The sequence below is a fragment of the Variovorax paradoxus genome (assembly GCF_009498455.1).
Taxonomy (GTDB): Bacteria; Pseudomonadota; Gammaproteobacteria; order Burkholderiales; family Burkholderiaceae_C; genus Variovorax; species Variovorax paradoxus_H.
Window position 1 is genome coordinate 2,435,528 of the sequence record NZ_CP045644.1, and the last position, 18,066, is coordinate 2,453,593.

The 18,066-nt window shown below is 66.6% G+C and carries 1 protein-coding gene; it reads left to right on the top strand.

The features are described 5' to 3' along the window. Window positions 1-140 precede the first annotated feature (140 nt). Entirely contained in the window at window positions 141-17,894 is a 17,754-nt protein-coding gene (locus tag GFK26_RS11220; RefSeq protein ID WP_153282037.1) for an Ig-like domain-containing protein, read from the top strand. The last annotated feature ends 172 nt before the right edge of the window (window positions 17,895-18,066 follow it).

Sequence of the window (18,066 nt, forward strand, 5' to 3'; positions counted from 1 at the left end):
GGCTTGCTTTCGGACTCGTCCGATGGATGGATCGGGACCGTCTTCCTAAAGTCATCGGTCAACACACCGTTTGATCGAGTCGCGTGCATTTCGCGTGCTTGTCCGGTCCCATTTTTTATCCAGCGAGCACAGGAAATCCCATGGCAACGAAGAAGAAGACGAAGGTCGTCGTCAGCAGCAACGGCAAGAACATCGATCACACGGTGGACGCCGCAGCGACCGGCAAGGCGCCGCTCAAGATCAAGGTCGGCAAGGGCGCCAAGTACCTGCTCAAGGGCGAAGACGGTTTTGCCCCCGAGAACGTGACCCTCACCCGTGTGGGTGCGGACCTGCATGTCACGCTCGAAGGCGAGGCGAGCCCGAGCCTGGTGCTCGAGGGCTACTACGCGCAATCCGAACCCGTGGGTCTGTACGGCGTGGCCGAAGACGGCCAGCTGTATGCGTACACCGCCACCGACGGCGCGAGCGAGATCTTCTCGCTGACCGAAGGCCGGTCGACGCCCGTGGCGCTGGGCGGCGATTCGTTCGGCTCCGGCGTCTCGTACCTGGCGGGTGCCGAAGCCGGCACCGGCAACGACTTCATGGGCGGCATGTTGCCGCTTCTGCTGACCGGCGGCCTGGTCGCGCTGGGCATCGGCGCGATCGCCGCGGCCAGCGGCAGCGACGGCGAGACTGCGCCGCCCAGCCTGCCCCCCGTGGCGCCGCCCGTCGTTCAACCGCCCGGCAAGCCCGGCTTCGACGGCATCGGCGGTGCGCATGACGACGTGGGCCTCGTGCAAGGTCCGATCGAGCGCGGCGGCGAGACCGACGACACCCGCCCCGACTTCCATGGCACCGGGACGCCCGGCAACACCGTCACCGTGTACGACAACGGAACGGAACTTGGCAAGGTCGTCGTGGACGGCAGCGGCGCATGGAAATTCACGCCCACCAAGGACCTGGAGGACGGCCAGCATTCCATCACCATCACCGAGAGCGATGCGGGCGGGCGCGAAAGCGTGCCTTCGGACCCGTTCGAGTTCGGCGTCGACATCACCCCGCCGGTCCAGCCCGGCTGGAACGGCGAAGGCCCGGGCCAGGTCAAGGACGACGTGGGCCTGATCCAGGGCAACGTGCTCCCGGGCGGTGCCACCGACGACCCGCGCCCTGAATTCAAGGGTGAAGGCACCCCGGGCAGCACCATCATCGTGCAGGACAAGGGCGAGGAAATCGGCCAAGTCCAGGTGGGCAAGGACGGCCAGTGGACCTTCACGCCGAAGGACCCGCTGAGCGAGGGTGACCACGCCATCACCATCGTCGAGCGCGACCCGGTCGGCAACGAGAGCAAGCCCTCCAAGCCGTTCGAGTTCGACGTCGACACGACCCCGCCCGACCAGCCCCAGCTGGGCGGCGCCATCGACAACATGGGCGATATCAAGGGCCCCATCGCGCCCGGCGGCGTCACCGACGACCGCCAGCCTGAATTCCACGGCCAGGGCACGCCCGGCGACACCATCGTCATCAAGGACAACGGCAAGGAAATCGGCATCGCCGACGTGGGCGAGGACGGCAATTGGACCTTCGTTCCGTCCATCGACCTGGGTGAGGGTGACCACTCGATCACCATCGTCGCGCGCGACCCGGCCGGCAACGAAAGCAAGCCTTCCGACCCGTTCGAGTTCGAGATCGACGTCACCCCGCCGGACGCCAGCAAGCTGGCCCTGACCGGCGTGGCCGACGACGTGGGCGCCGTGCAGGGCAACGTCGCCTCGGGCGAGACCACCGACGACGCGCGTCCGCTGCTCAGCGGCACCAGCGCCGGCACGCCCGGGCACACCGTCGTCGTGTGGGTCGAGAACAGCACCGGCACCCACAAGCTGGGTGAGGCGATCGTGGGCGAAGGCGGCAAGTGGACGCTGCAGGTGGACACACCGCTGGCGGCGGGCCAGAACAAATTCACCGTCGTCGAACACGACGCAGCCGGCAACGGGACCTTCCCGACCGAGCCGTACACGGTCAACATCGACACCGGCCGTCCGGAAGTGCCCGTGATCCAGAACATCAAGGACGACGTGGGCGTCGTGCACATGCTGCAGAAGGGCGAAGTCACCAACGACGCCAAGCCGACCATCATCGGCACCGCGCAGGCCGGCACCACCGTCAAGGTCTACGACAACGGCACCTTCCTGGGCCAGGTCGTGGCCGACGCCGGCGGCAACTGGAGCTTCACGCCCGTGAACAACCTGGCCGACGGCAAGCACGACATCACCGCCACGGCCACCAACCCCGTGGGCCAGACCAGCGACCCCACCGGCATCTGGAACTTCTCGGTGGACGCCACGGCACCGGGCAAGGCCACCGACTTCGAGGTCACCGACGACGTCGGCGGCTCGGTGGGCAAGCTCACCGAAGGCATGACCACCGACGACGACCGCCCGACCTTCAGCGGCAAGGCCGAGCCGGGCGCCACCGTGAACGTGTACGACAACGGTGTGAAGATCGGCGAAGCCATCGCCGGCGGCAACGGCAGCTGGACGTTCACGCCCGACACGCCGCTGGCCAGCGGCAACCACGCCTTCACCACCGAGGTGGTTGATGCGGCCGGCAACAGCAGCGGCCAGGGCGAGCCGCTGAACGTGATCGTGGACGCCATTCCCGGCGTCGTGACCCTCGACAGGCTGGTGGACGACCAGGGCGCCGTCAAGGGCACCATCGCGGCCAACGGCAGCACCGACGACACGCGTCCCGAGATCCAGGGCACCGGCAAGATCGGCAGCACCATCAAGGTGTACGACGGCGCCACGCTGCTGGGCCAGACCGTGGTCGGCGCGGACGGCACGTGGCGCTTCACGCCCACGGCCGACCTGAGCGAAGGCGCACACGCCATCACCGTCACGGCCACGAACCTGGCCGGCAACGTGAGCGATCCCACGCCGGCGGTGAACTTCACCATCGACACGATCACCCCCACCGCACCGAGCATCGACGCGGTCAAGGACGACGTGGGCGCCGTGCAGGGCGCACTGACCAACGGCGGCACCACCGACGACCCGTCGCCCACCCTGTCGGGCAAGGCCGAGGCCGGCACCACCGTGACCATCAAGGACGGCAGCGTCGTGCTCGGCACGGTTGTGGCCGACAAGGACGGCAACTGGAACTACACCCCGACCTCGCCGCTGGCCGAGGGCGAACACACCTTCACCGTGACGTCGACCGACAAGGCGGGCAACACGAGCGCGCCTTCGGCCGAGTTCGTGGTGACCACCGACTACACGCCGCCTGACGCCAGCAAGCTGTCGATCACCGGCGTGCATGACGACGTGGGCGGCATCACGGGCAACGTGGCCCCGGGTGTGACCACCGACGACGCACTGCCTGCGATCAGCGGCACCGGCACGGCCGGCAACACCATCATCGTGATGGTCAAGGACGCCACCGGCAACCACAAGCTGGCCACGGCCATCGTGGGCGCGGACGGCAAGTGGTCGCTGCAAGTGACCACGCCGCTGGCCGTGGGCTCCAACGAGTTCACCGCCATCGAGCAGGACAAGGCCGGCAACCAGACCGCACCGAGCGCCTCGTACACGATCGTCGTGGACACGGGCCGACCCGAAGTGCCGGTGATCCAGAACGTGCAGGACGATGCAGGCTCGGTCACGGGCATGCTGCAGAAGGGCCAGGTCACCGACGACGCCAAGCCGACCATCATCGGCACGGCACAGGCCGGCACCACCGTGAAGATCTACGACAACGGCACCTTCCTGGGCCAGGTCGTGGCCGACGCCACGGGCAAGTGGAGCTACACGCCGGGTGCCAACCTGGCCGACGGCAAGCACGACATCACGGCCACGGCCACGAACGTCGTGGGCCAGACCAGCGATGCCACGGGCATCTGGAACTTCTCGGTCGACACCAAGGCCCCGGGCCAGGTCACGGGCCTGGAAGTGCTGGACGACGTGGGCGCGGTGCAAGAGCCGCTCAAGAGCGGCGACACCACCGACGACAACAAGCCCGAGTTCAACGGCAAGGCCGAGCCGGGCGCGACCGTCAACCTGTACGACGGCGACACCAAGATCGGTGAAGCCGTGGCCGATGAGAACGGCAACTGGAGCATCACGCCGACCAACCCGCTGGGCGACGGCGCGCACTCCCTCACGACCGAAGTGGTGGACCCCGCTGGCAACAGCAGCGGCAAGGGCCCGGCACTGGACATCACCGTGGACACCTCCGGCGTGACGGTGTCGATCGACAAGCTGGTGGACGACCAGGGTGCCGTCAAGGGCGCCATCGTGGCCAACGGCACGACCGACGACAAACGTCCCGAGATCCAGGGCCAGGGCAAGGCCGACAGCACCATCAAGGTGTACGACGGCGCGACCCTGCTGGGCGAGACGATCGTCAAGTCCGACGGCACGTGGAGCTTCACGCCCACGGCCGACCTGGGCGAAGGCGCGCATGCCATCACCGCCACGGCCACCGACCTGGCCGGCAACGTGAGCGCAGCCACGCCTGCGGTGAACTTCACCATCGACACGATCGCACCTGCTGCACCGAGCATCGATGCGGTCAAGGACGACGTGGGCGCCGTGCAAGGCGCGCTCGTCAACGGCGCAACGACCGACGACCCGTCGCCGACGCTGTCGGGCAAGGCCGAAGCGGGCAGCACTGTGACCGTCAAGGATGGCACCGTCGTGCTGGGCACGGCTGTGGCCGATGCCAATGGCAACTGGAGCTACACCCCAACCACGCCGCTGGCAGAGGGTGAGCACAAGTTCACCGTGACTTCGACCGACAAGGCGGGCAACACGGGCGCGCCTTCGGGCGAGTTCGTGGTGACCACCGACTACACCGCACCGGACGCCAGCAAGCTGGCCATCACCGGCGTGGAAGACGACGTGGGCCTGGTGCAAGGCAACGTGGCCCCGGGCGCCGTCACCGACGACAGCCGTCCGGTCATCAGCGGCACGGGCACGGCCGGCGACACCATCATCGTGATGGTCAAGGACAGCACGGGCAACCACAAGCTGGGCGAAGCGACCGTGGGCGCCGACGGCAAGTGGTCGCTGCAGGTGAGCACGCCGCTGCTGTACGGCAGCAACGAGTTCACGGCGATTGAAGTAGACCCGGCGGGCAACCCGACGGCACCGAGCGCGCCGTACACGGTGATTGCCGCCGGCGATCCGCCGCCCGCTCCCTCGATCCAGAACGTGCAGGACGACGTGGGTGCTTCGCAAGGCATGCTGCAAAAGGGCCAGGTCACCGACGACGCCAAGCCGACCATCATCGGCACGGCGCAGCCGGGCACGACCGTCAAGATCTACGACAGCGGAAACAAGATCGGTGAAGTCGTCACCGATGCCACGGGCAAGTGGAGCTTCACGCCCGAGACGGCGCTGGCCGACGGCACGCACAACATCACGGCCACGGCCACGAACGTCGTGGGCCAGACCAGCGATGCCACCGGCATCTGGAACTTCTCGGTCGATACCAAGGCACCGGGCCAGGTCACGGGCTTGGACGTGCTGGACGACGTGGGTGCAGTGCAAGACCCGCTCAAGAGCGGTGACACGACCGACGACAACCAGCCCGAGTTCAAGGGCCAAGCCGAACCGGGTTCGACCGTGAACCTGTATGAAGGCGACACGCTGCTGGGCAGCGCCGTGGCCGACGAGAACGGCAACTGGAGCATCACGCCCACGAACCCGCTGGGCGACGGCGATCACTCGCTGAGCCTGGAAGTGGTGGACCCGGCTGGCAACTCCAGCGGCAAGGGCCCGGCGCTGGACATCACCGTGGACACCTCGGGTGTGACGGTGTCGATCAGCAAGCTGGTGGACGACCAGGGTGCCATCAAGGGCACCATCGCTGCCAACGGCAGCACGGACGACACGCGCCCCGAGATCCAGGGCACGGGCAAGGCCGGCAGCACCATCAAGGTGTACGACGGCGGCGTGCTGCTGGGCCAGACCGAAGTCAAGGCGGACGGCACGTGGAGCTTCACGCCCACGACCGACCTCGCCGAAGGCGCACACGCCATCACCGCCACCGCCACCGACAAGGCGGGCAACACGAGCGAGCCGACTTCGGTGGTGAACTTCACCATCGACACGCTGGCTCCCACCGCACCGAGCATCGACGCCGTGGCCGACGACGTGGGCGCCAAGCAAGGTGCACTCGTCAACGGCGCCACGACCGACGACCCGACCCCGACGCTGTCGGGCAAGGCCGAGGCCGGCAGCACCGTGACCGTGTACGACAAGGGCGCCAAGCTGGGCACGGCCGTGGCCGATGCCAACGGCAACTGGAGCTACACCCCGACCACGCCGCTGGCGGAAGGCGAACACACGTTCACCGTCACCGCCACCGACAAGGCCGGTAACACGGGCGCGCCTTCGGCGCCGTTCGTGGTGACCACCGACTACACCGCACCGGACGCCAGCAAGCTGGCTATCACGGGCGTGGAAGACGACGTGGGCGCCGTCACCGGCAACGTGGCTTCGGGCCATACGACCGACGACGTGCTGCCGCTGATCCGCGGCACGGGCACGGCGGGCGACACCATCATCGTGATGGTGAAGGACAGCACGGGCAACCACAAGCTGGGCGAAGCCACCGTGGGTGCGGACGGCAAGTGGGCACTGCAAGTGACCACGCCGCTGGCTTCCGGCATCAGCGAATTCACGGCGATCGAAGTGGACCCGGCGGGCAACCCGACGGCGCCGAGCGCGCCGTACAGCGTCATTCTGGACACCGTGCCGGCCCCCGGCGCGACGATCGTGTACGTGATGGACGACGTCGGTGCGCAGCAGGGCGCACTTGCCAACGGCGACGCCACCGACGACACCCGCCCGACCCTCATCGGCTCGGCGCGCGCGGGCGACACCGTGAAGATCTATGACGGCGCCACTCTGTTGGGCGAAGTCGTGGCCAACAACGATGGAAACTGGGAGTTCACACCCTCTGTCAACCTGGCCGAAGGCGCGCACAGCTTCACGGCCGTGTCCGTGGACAAGGCGGGCAACCCCAGCGCACCGTCCACCGCGTTCGACCTGACCGTTGACCAGAGCGCGCCGGCCAAGCCGGAAGTGGGCGGCGCCATCGACAACGTGGGCGAAGTGCAGGGCGACATCGCCCCGGGCGGCGTCACCGACGACCGCCAGCCTGAAATCCACGGCGAAGGCACGCCGGGCGACACCATCGTCATCAAGGACAACGGCAACAAAATCGGCGAGGTCGAAGTGGGCGAGGACGGCAAGTGGACGTTCACGCCGCCGACCGATCTGGCCGAAGGCGATCACTCGATCACCATCGTGGAGCGTGACCCGGCCGGCAACGAAAGCCAGCCGTCCGATCCGCTGGAGTTCGTGGTCGACACGACCCCGCCGAGCGCAGCCAACCTCGCGATCACCGGCGTGGCCGACGACGTGGGCGGCATCATGGGCAACGTGGCCTCGGGCGAGACCACCGACGACGCCCGCCCGGCCCTCAGCGGCACCAGCAGCGGTGCGGCCGGCAACACCATCATCGTGATGGTCAAGGACGCCACGGGCGAACGCGAACTGGGCCGTGCCACCGTGGCCGCGGACGGCACGTGGACGCTGCAGGTGAGCACGCCGCTGGCCTCGGGCAGCAACGTCTTCACCGCCGTGGAGATGGACCTGGCGGGCAACAAGACCGCGCCGAGCGCCGAGTACGCCGTGACCGTGGACACCGGCCGTCCGGAAGTGCCTGTGATCCAGAACGTGCAGGACGACGTGGGCGTGGTGCACATGCTGCAAAAGGGCGAAGTCACCGACGACGCCAAGCCGACGATCATCGGCACCTCGCAAGCTGGCAACACCATCAAGGTGTACGACGGCGCGACGCTGCTGGGCCAGGTCGTGGCCGATGCCACGGGCAAGTGGAGCTTCACGCCGGGTACCAACCTGGCCGACGGCACGCACAACATCACCGCCACGGCCACGAACGTCGTGGGCCAGACCAGCGATGCCACGGGCATTTGGAACTTCGTGGTCGATACCAAGGCACCGGGCGCGGTCACGGGCCTGGAAGTGCTGGACGACGTGGGCGCAGTGCAAGACCCGCTCAAGAGCGGCGACACGACCGACGACAACAAGCCCGAGCTGAAGGGCAAGGCCGAAGCCGGCAGCACCGTGAAGGTGTACGACGGCGCGACGCTGCTGGGCGAAGTCGTCGCCGATGCCAACGGTGACTGGAGCTTCACGCCCAGCACGCCGCTGGTGGATGGCGCGCACTCCCTCACGACCGAAGTGGTGGACCCCGCTGGCAACAGCAGCGGCAAGGGCCCGGCGCTGGACATCACCGTGGACACCTCGGGTGTGACGGTGTCGATCAGCAAGCTGGTGGACGACCAGGGCGCCATCAAGGGTGCGATTGCTGCCAACGGCAGCACGGACGACACGAAGCCCGAGATCCAGGGCACGGGCAAGGCCGGCAGCACCATCAAGGTGTATGACGGCGCCACGCTGCTGGGCCAGACCGAAGTCAAGGCCGACGGCACGTGGAGCTTCACGCCATCGACTGACCTGGCTGAAGGCGCACACGCCATCACCGCCACCGCAACCGACAAGGCGGGCAACACGAGCGAGCCGACGTCTGCGGTGAACTTCACCATCGACACGCTGGCACCGAGCGTGCCGAGCATTGACGAAGTCAAGGACGACGTGGGTGCCAAGCAAGGCGCCCTGACGAACGGCGCCACCACCGACGACCCGACCCCGACGCTGTCGGGCAAGGCCGAAGCCGGCAGCACCGTCACGGTGTACGACAACGGCGCCAAGCTGGGCACGGCTGTGGCCGACGCCAACGGCAACTGGAGCTACACCCCGACCACGCCGCTGGCCGAGGGCGAGCACAAATTCACCGTCACCGCCACCGACAAGGCAGGCAACACGGGCGCACCTTCGGGCGAGTTCACCGTCACCACCGACTACACCGCACCTGACGCCAGCAAGCTGGCCATCACGGGCGTGGAAGACGACGTGGGCGGCGTTCTGGGCAACATCGCCTCGGGCGGGACGACCGACGACAGCCGTCCGCTGATCAGCGGCACGGGCACCGCGGGCGACACCATCATCGTGTCGGTCAAGGACGGCACGGGCAGCCGTGAGATCGGCCGCGCAACGGTCGATGCGAATGGCAGCTGGACGCTGCAGGTGGAATCGCCGCTGCTGCAAGGCAGCAACGAGTTCACGGCCGTTGAAGTGGACCCGGCGGGCAACCCCACCGCACCGAGCGCCGTGTACACGGTGACGCTGGACAGCACGCCCCCGAGCGTGCCGGTGATCCAGAACGTGCAGGACGATGCAGGTTCGGTCACGGGCATGCTGCAGAAGGGCCAGGTGACCGACGACGCCAAGCCGACGATCATCGGCACCTCGCAGGCCGGCAATACCATCAAGGTGTACGACGGCGCGACGCTGCTGGGCACTGTCGTGGCCGATGCCACGGGCAAGTGGAGCTTCACGCCGGGTACCGACCTGGCCGACGGCACGCACAACATCACCGCGACGGCCACGAACACCGTGGGCCAGACCAGCGATGCCACCGGCATCTGGAACTTCGTGGTCGACACGAAGGCCCCGGGCCAGGTCACGGGCCTCGAGGTTCTCGACGACGTGGGTGCAGTGCAAGACCCGCTCCAGAGCGGCGACACGACCGACGACAACAAGCCCGAGTTCAAGGGCCAGGCCGAGCCGGGCGCGACCGTGAACCTGTATGACGGCGACACCAAGATCGGTGAAGCCGTGGCCGATGAGAACGGCAACTGGAGCATCACGCCCACGAACCCGCTGGCCGATGGCGATCACTCGCTCACGACCGAAGTGGTGGACCCGGCTGGCAACTCCAGCGGCAAGGGCCCGGCACTGGACATCACCGTGGACACCTCGGGTGTGACGGTGTCGATCAGCAAGCTGGTGGACGACCAGGGCGCCATCAAGGGCACCATCGCGGCCAACGGCAGCACGGACGACACGCGCCCCGAGATCCAGGGCACGGGCAAGGCCGGCAGCACCATCAAGGTATACGACGGCGCCACGCTGCTGGGCCAGACCGAAGTCAAGGCGGACGGCACGTGGAGCTTCACGCCCACGACCGACCTCGCCGAAGGCGCACACGCCATCACCGCCACCGCGACCGACAAGGCGGGCAACACGAGCGAGCCGACGTCTGCGGTGAACTTCACCGTCGACACGAGCGCACCGAGCGTGCCGAGCATCGACGAAGTCAAGGACGACGTGGGTGCCAAGCAAGGCGCCCTGACGAACGGCGCCACCACCGACGACCCGACCCCGACGCTGTCGGGCAAGGCCGAAGCCGGCAGCACCGTCACGGTGTACGACAACGGCGCCAAGCTGGGCACGGCCGTGGCCGATGCCAATGGCAACTGGAGCTACACCCCGACGACGCCGCTGGCCGAGGGCGAACACACGTTCACCGTCACCGCCACCGACAAGGCCGGCAACACGGGCGCACCTTCGGCCGAGTTCACCGTCACCACCGACTACACCGCACCGGACGCCAGCAAGCTGGCCATCACGGGCGTGGAAGACGACGTGGGCGGCGTTCTGGGCAACATCGCCTCGGGCGGGACGACCGACGACAGCCGTCCGCTGATCAGCGGCACGGGCACCGCAGGCGACACCATCATCGTGTCGGTCAAGGACGCCACGGGCAGCCGTGAGATCGGCCGTGCGACGGTCGATGCCAACGGTAACTGGACGCTGCAAGTGAGCACGCCGCTGCTGCAAGGCAGCAACGAGTTCACGGCCGTTGAAGTGGACCCGGCGGGCAACCCGACGACACCGAGCGCGCCGTACACGGTGACGCTGGACAGCACGCCCCCGAGCGTGCCGGTGATCCAGAACGTGCAGGACGATGCAGGCTCGGTCACGGGCATGCTGCAGAAGGGCCAGGTGACCGACGACGCCAAGCCGACGATCATCGGCACCTCGCAAGCCGGCAACACCATCAAGGTGTACGACGGCGCGACGCTGCTGGGTCAGACCGTGGCCGACGCCACGGGCAAGTGGAGCTTCACGCCGGGTACCAACCTGGCCGACGGCACGCACAACATCACGGCGACGGCCACCAACACGGTGGGCCAGACCAGCGATGCCACCGGCATCTGGAACTTCGTGGTCGATACCAAGGCACCGGGCGCGGTCACGGGCCTGGAAGTGCTGGACGACGTGGGCGCGGTGCAAGACCCGCTCAAGAGCGGCGACACCACCGACGACAACAAGCCCGAGTTCAAGGGCCAGGCCGAACCGGGCGCGACCGTCAACCTGTACGACGGCGACACCAAGATCGGTGAAGCCGTGGCCGACGAGAACGGCAACTGGAGCATCACACCCACGAACCCGCTGGCCGATGGCGCGCATGCGCTCACGACCGAAGTGGTGGACCCCGCTGGCAACAGCAGCGGCAAGGGCCCGGCGCTGGACATCACCGTGGACACCTCGGGTGTGACGGTGTCGATCAGCAAGCTGGTGGACGACCAGGGCGCGATCAAGGGGGCGATTGCTGCCAACGGCAGCACGGACGACACGCGTCCTGAAATCCAGGGCACGGGCAAGGCTGGCAGCACCATCAAGGTGTACGACGGCGCGACCCTGCTGGGCCAGACCGAAGTCAAGGCGGACGGCACGTGGAGCTTCACGCCCACGGCCGACCTGGCCGAAGGCGCACACGCCATCACCGCCACGGCCACCGACAAGGCGGGCAACACGAGCGAGCCGACCTCGGTGGTGAACTTCACCATCGACACGCTGGCTCCGACTGCGCCGAGCATCGACGAGGTGAAGGACGACGTGGGTGCCAAGCAAGGTGCACTCGTCAACGGCAGCACCACCGACGACCCGACCCCGACGCTGTCGGGCAAGGCCGAAGCCGGCAGCACCGTGACCATCCTGGACAACGGCGCCAAGCTGGGCACGGCCGTGGCCGATGCCAATGGCAACTGGAGCTACACCCCGACCACGCCGCTGGCAGAGGGTGAACACACCTTCACCGTCACCGCCACCGACAAGGCGGGCAACACGGGCGCGCCTTCGGGCGAGTTCACTGTCACGACCGACTACACCCCGCCGGACGCCGGCAAGCTGGCCATCTCGGGCGTGCAGGACGACGTGGGTGCCGTCACCGGCAACATCGCCTCGGGCACCGGCACGGACGACACCCTGCCGGAAATCCGCGGCACCGGCACGGCCGGCGACACCATCATCGTGATGGTCAAGGACAGCACGGGCATCAACCACGAACTGGGCCGCGCCACCGTGGGCGCGGACGGCAAGTGGGCGCTGCAAGTGACCACGCCGCTGCTGCCGGGCAAGAACGAGTTCACGGCCATCGAGGTGGACCCGGCGGGCAACCCCACCGCACCGAGCGCCGTGTACGAAGTGAACCTGAACACCGTGGCTCCGAACCCGCCCACGATCGAGGGCGTGAAGGACGACGTGGGCGCCCTCCAGGGCCCGCTGCCAAAGGGCGACGTGACCGACGACGCCCAACCGACGCTCAACGGCACGGCGCAGGCCGGCCACACCGTGACCGTCTACGACGGCGCCGTGGTGCTGGGCACCGCCGTGGCCGACGCCAATGGCAAGTGGGAGTTCACGCCGGCCGCCAACCTGGCGGACGGCACCCACCAGATCACGGCGACGGCCACCGACCCTGAAGGGCTGACCAGCGCCAAGACCGCGGTGTGGGACTTCGTGGTGGACACCGTGCCGCCGACGCAGACCGCCGAGCTCATCGACATCGGCAAGGACAGCGGCTTCGACGCCGACGACTTCCTGACCAACGACGGCAGCGCCGGGCGTTTGCTGCACGGCAACCTGTCGGCAGTGCTGGGTGCGGGCGAGACGCTGCAGGTGTCGACCGACGGCGGCACCACCTGGAAGGCCGCTTTCGTGGACGGCGCCAAGTGGAGCGCGCAGGACGACAACAGCCATACCGGCGACTGGGCGGTGCAGACGCGCGTCGTGGACGAGGCGGGCAATGCGGGCCCGGTGGAATCACAGGCGATGAAGCTGGACACCGTGGCGCCTGCGGCGCCGACGAAGGTCAGCGTGGTGAATGGCGGTGTGGAGGTTGAATTCAATCCGGCGGATGTGGCTGTGGGTCACAAGGTCAGCTTGATCCTTCAGGGGAACTATTTCGACTACACGCTGACCCCTGCTGACATCGCTGCAGGGAGAGTACTTATCACCAATCTGCCAGTGGGTTTGGCTGGGAGTGTTTCTGCGGCAATCGCTGATCCTGCTGGCAATGCGTCGCAGTTCAGAACCAGCGAGACGGAAATTGTGATGGATGATTTCTCGAACCCTGTGGGAAAGATGGAATCACAGAAATTCCTAGTGACCTCTAGCAATATGACAACGAGTCCAACGCTGTACGACACCAAGGGCAGCGATGCCACGGATAAGTATGGAAACCAGGCAACAGGGAAAGCCCTTCTGGTTAATATGGATGGATTGGCGGGCGGCTGGTCTCAATTGACGTTGAAGAATGGAGGCGTTGCCACTTCCGCCAAATTCAATATCTATGGGACGGATTTTGTTGGGAACAAGGTCGAGTTCTATGACATCGCCGGAAATTTGATCTACACGCAGGCTTTGACTGCGGGGCGGGAGAGTGGGCGTGTTGGCAATGACGGCGGCGATCTTTTCGATATACAGATGCCGATCGGGACCGCCTTCAGCAGCATCAAGTTCATCGGCGCCCACAACGATGGATGGTTCGTGGACAACGTGGTGATTGGTGCAGTTCAGACATCCGTGTTGGCTGACCTTTCTCAGAGCCAGACTCTGACCGACGCATCTGTGGGAACTTTGCACGGCGGCTCGGACAACAACGTGTTCACCGTCACCGACGTCAAGCACCTGTCCGACTCGGCCATCTCCGGCAACGGCGGACAGGACACGCTCAAGCTCACCGGCGCCAACCAGACGCTCGACCTGACCGGCCTCGGCCGCAAGGTCAGTTCCATCGAAATCGTCGACATCACGGGCACGGGCAACAACACGCTCAACCTGTCGCTCGGCGACGTGATGGAAAACGGCGCGGTCGACCAGTTCGTGACCAACGGCCGCGTGCAGATGCTGGTCAAGGGCAACGTGGGCGATGCGGTGTCGCTCACCGACCTGCTGCCCAACGGCACCGACCCGGGCGATTGGGTCAAGGGCGCCAACGTGACCATCGACGGCGTGGTGTACGAGGTGTATGCGCACTCGGGCTTCAAGGCCGACCTGCTGGTGCAGCAGGGCGTGACCGTGACGCTGCAGATCACCATCGACCGCGTGCTCGACGACGCGGGCGCCATCACCGGCGCCATCGACAAGGGGGGCTTCACCGACGACACGACCCCGACGCTGCAAGGCAAGGCCGCTGCGGGCGGCACCGTGAAGGTGTACGACGGCAGCACGCTGGTGGGCTCGGCCGTGGCCGACGCCAAGGGCAACTGGAGCTTCACGCCGACCGCGGCACTGAGCCAGGGCCTGCACGGCCTGAGCGCCACGGTGACGCCGGTGGGCGGCAGCGAGAGCGCGAAGACGGCGGTGTTCGAGCTGACCGTGGACAGCATCGCCCCGACGCAGACCGCCACCGTGACCGACATCGGCAACGACAGCGGCTTCAGCGCCAGCGACTTCCTGACCAACGACGGCCACGCGGGCCGCGAGATGAAGGGCGTGCTCTCGGCCGCCCTGGCCGCGAACGAGACGCTGCAGGTGTCGACCGACGGCGGCCAGACCTGGAAGGCCGCCTCCGTGGCGGGCACCCAGTGGACGCTGCAGGACGGCAACAGCCACACCGAGAGCTGGAACATCCAGACCCGCGTGGTCGATGCCGCCGGCAACGTGGGGCCCGCGCTGTCGCAGGCGGTCACGCTGGACCAGGTGCCGCCCAAGGCGCCGACCCAGCTGGTGGCCAGCGGCACGGGCGTGGACGTGTACTTCGACGCCACCGACGCCAAGGCGGGCGACAAGGTGCGCGTGGCCTTCGGCGACAAGCAGGTCGACCACCTGCTCACCACGGCAGACATTGCCGCGGGCAAGGTGTTCGTGGCCAATCCGGTGCCGCCGTTCACGGTCGACTTCACGAGCGTGCCTTTGGAGAGCGTGCCTTCGCTGCAAGTCGGTCGCCTGACGATCGACAGCGCGGGCATGAGTGTCCTGCCCGGGGACTCCTTCTCGGAGGCCCTGCAGGGCACGAAGGGGAACTACCTGCAGGTCGACATGGTGGGCGGGCAGGGGCCGTCCCTCGGGTTCGCCGTGGCAGGCGGAACGGACTACATCGCCTTCCACATGGCGGGCCTGGCCAACCCCGACCCGAAGAGCCTGAGCATGACGGTCTATGACTTGAACGGTCAGGTCATCGAGGTCGTGGCCCTGAACCTGACGGCGCCGAGCCAGCTGGACTGCGCCTACACCGCGCCTGCGGGCAAGGTGATCGGCCACGTCAGTTTCGAGACGGCGATGCCGACGCTGTGGATCGCGATGGACAACATCCAGATCGGCGGTGGCGTCAACGCGAACACCGACGCCAAGGCCGTCATCATCGACCCGGCGGGCAACATCTCGACCGAGACCATGCCGATGGTCAACGCGACCCTCGACAAGGTGGTCGACGATCAGGGCACGATCAAGGGCGAACTGCAGGCCGGTGCGCTCACCGACGACAACCAGCCCGATCTCAGCGGCAAGGCCGGGGCCAACAGCACCGTGGTCATCAAGGACAACGGTGTGGAAATCGGCCGCACGACGGCCGACGCCAACGGCAACTGGGCGCTCAAGCTGCCCACGCCGCTGGCCGACGGCGCGCACAGCCTGACCGCCACGGCCCTCGATGCGAACGGCATCGCCGGAACCCCGACCGGCGTGTTCGGCCTGACCGTGGACGCCACCGCGCCGACCAAGCCGACCATCGTGTCGGTGACCGACGACGTGGGCAGCATCCTCGGCAACATGGGGCCGAACACCACCACCGACGACCCCCGCCCCGAATTCAAGGGCAAGGCGGAAGCCGGCAGCACCGTGGTCATCTTTGACAAGGGGGTGGAAATCGCGCGCGTGCAGGCCGATGCCGCGGGCAACTGGAAGTACACGCCGGCCACCGGGCTGACCAACAGCACGCACACCATCACCGTGACCGCCATCGACAAGGCGGGCAACACCAGCGCGACTTCGGACGCGTTCGGCTTCACGGTGCTGACGACCCCGCCGCCCAAGCCGACCATCGTGTCGGTGGTGGACGACGTGGGCGCCGTGCAGGGCGAGCTGTACAGCGGCGGCCGCACCGACGACGCCCAGCCTGTCGTCACGGGCAAGGCCGAGGCGAACAGCACCGTGATCATTTACGACAACGGCGTGGAAGTCACCCGCTTGCAGGCCGATGCCTCGGGCAACTGGACCTACACGCCGGCCGCACCACTGGCCGAGGGCGGCCACAGCATCAGTGCGGTGGCGATGAACCAGGCGGGCACGACCAGCGTGCCGTCGGCTGCGTTCGGGTTCACGGTGGACACGGTGGCGCCGGCTGCGCCGACGATCGTGACGGTGTACGACGACGTGGGCACGACCGGCAACGTGACTAACGGCGGAACGACCGACGATGCCCAGCCTGAGTTCAAGGGCAAGGCCGAGGCGAACAGCACCGTGGTCATTTATGACGGTGCGACCGAAATTGGCAGGGTGAAGGCGAGTGCCTCGGGCGACTGGAGCTTCACGCCGACCACGGCGCTGATCAATGGTGCGCACAGCATCAGCGCTAAAGCCGTTGATGCTGCCGGCAATGTCAGTGCGCCTTCTGGAGGTTTTAATTTCGATGTAACGGTCTTTGACCTGTTTGAGGATTTCAATTCCGATGCGATTAAGACGTTCCCTAATGTAGGGGATTCACTTGATTCCGGTGTTTTTACGATAACTCAATTGAAGAGTGCGATTAGTTGGTATGACTCAGGGGTGATCGATTCACATTACGATGGGGAGCATGCGTGGGGGATAAGTGGCGGCTCCACAAAGGCAACGCTAAATAATGGCGTTCAAGCTAGCGCTATTAAATTTTTGATGAGAGATAATCAAGATCCAATTGGGCCAACGATATCGTTTTATGATAAATCTGGGGGGTTGATATTTAGTGAAAAATTCAATGCCAATCCCGATGATAAATATTTCGAATTCAAGATGCCTGGCGGGGCCTTGTTTAGCTCTTTTGTCGTGACGCCTGGGGCCGCTCCTAATCATGGGTGGGACTACATTGAGTTGGACAATATATCGATTGCAACGGCAACTACGGGGGAAGGGCAATTCGCTGTTGATCAAAAAATAGTTGATCGAGCCGAATCAGAATTCCTCACGACGAGTGACGAAATCCTCATCGCCAAGCTTGGCTTCGCCGACCGCCTGGAAGGCGGCGCCGGCAACGACACCTTCACGAATGTCGGCACGGCGGACGTGGCGCATGGCGGCGTGGGCGACGACACCGTTCGCATCCACAGCGGCGACTTCGAGCGCATCGACGGCGGCCTGGGCATCGACACCCTGGTGATGGACGGCAAGTCGATGCACATCGACCTGTCGGCCCTCGGCCTGGCGAAGGTGCAGGGCTTCGAGAAGTTCGACCTGGGTGCAGGCGACAACACGCTGGCGCTGAGCGCGGCGGACGTGCTGGCCGGCGGTGCGCGTGACATGGTCACGGCCGACGGCAAGGTGCAGATGCTGGTCAACGGCGCCAACGGCGAGGTCGACCTGCTCGGCGGCCAGGCCGGCGACGACGGCTGGATGCAGGGCAGCAACGCCACGGTGGGCGGTGTGACGTACAGCGTCTACACCAACCTGGCCGGCACGGCCGAGCTGCTGGTCGAGGACAAGGTCCACGTGACGATCCTGTAAGCCTGCACTGCAGGCCAGCCGTCCGGTGGGTGGCTGGCGCGCGCGACGGCCCATGGCCGTTGCGCGCTGCCGGCCGGCCCGCCCCGGTTGTCCAGCGGCTTCCTTTTTTCCTTTCCTTTCTTTTCCTCAATTCATTCACTGTTTGATGGATGCCCCTGCCCGGGGCATCAGG

What these genes read in the sequence shown, in the direction of transcription:
- GFK26_RS11220 (WP_153282037.1), top strand. Translation starts at nt 141, where the DNA reads ATGGCAACGAAGAAGAAGACGAAGGTCGTCGTCAGCAGCAACGGCAAG.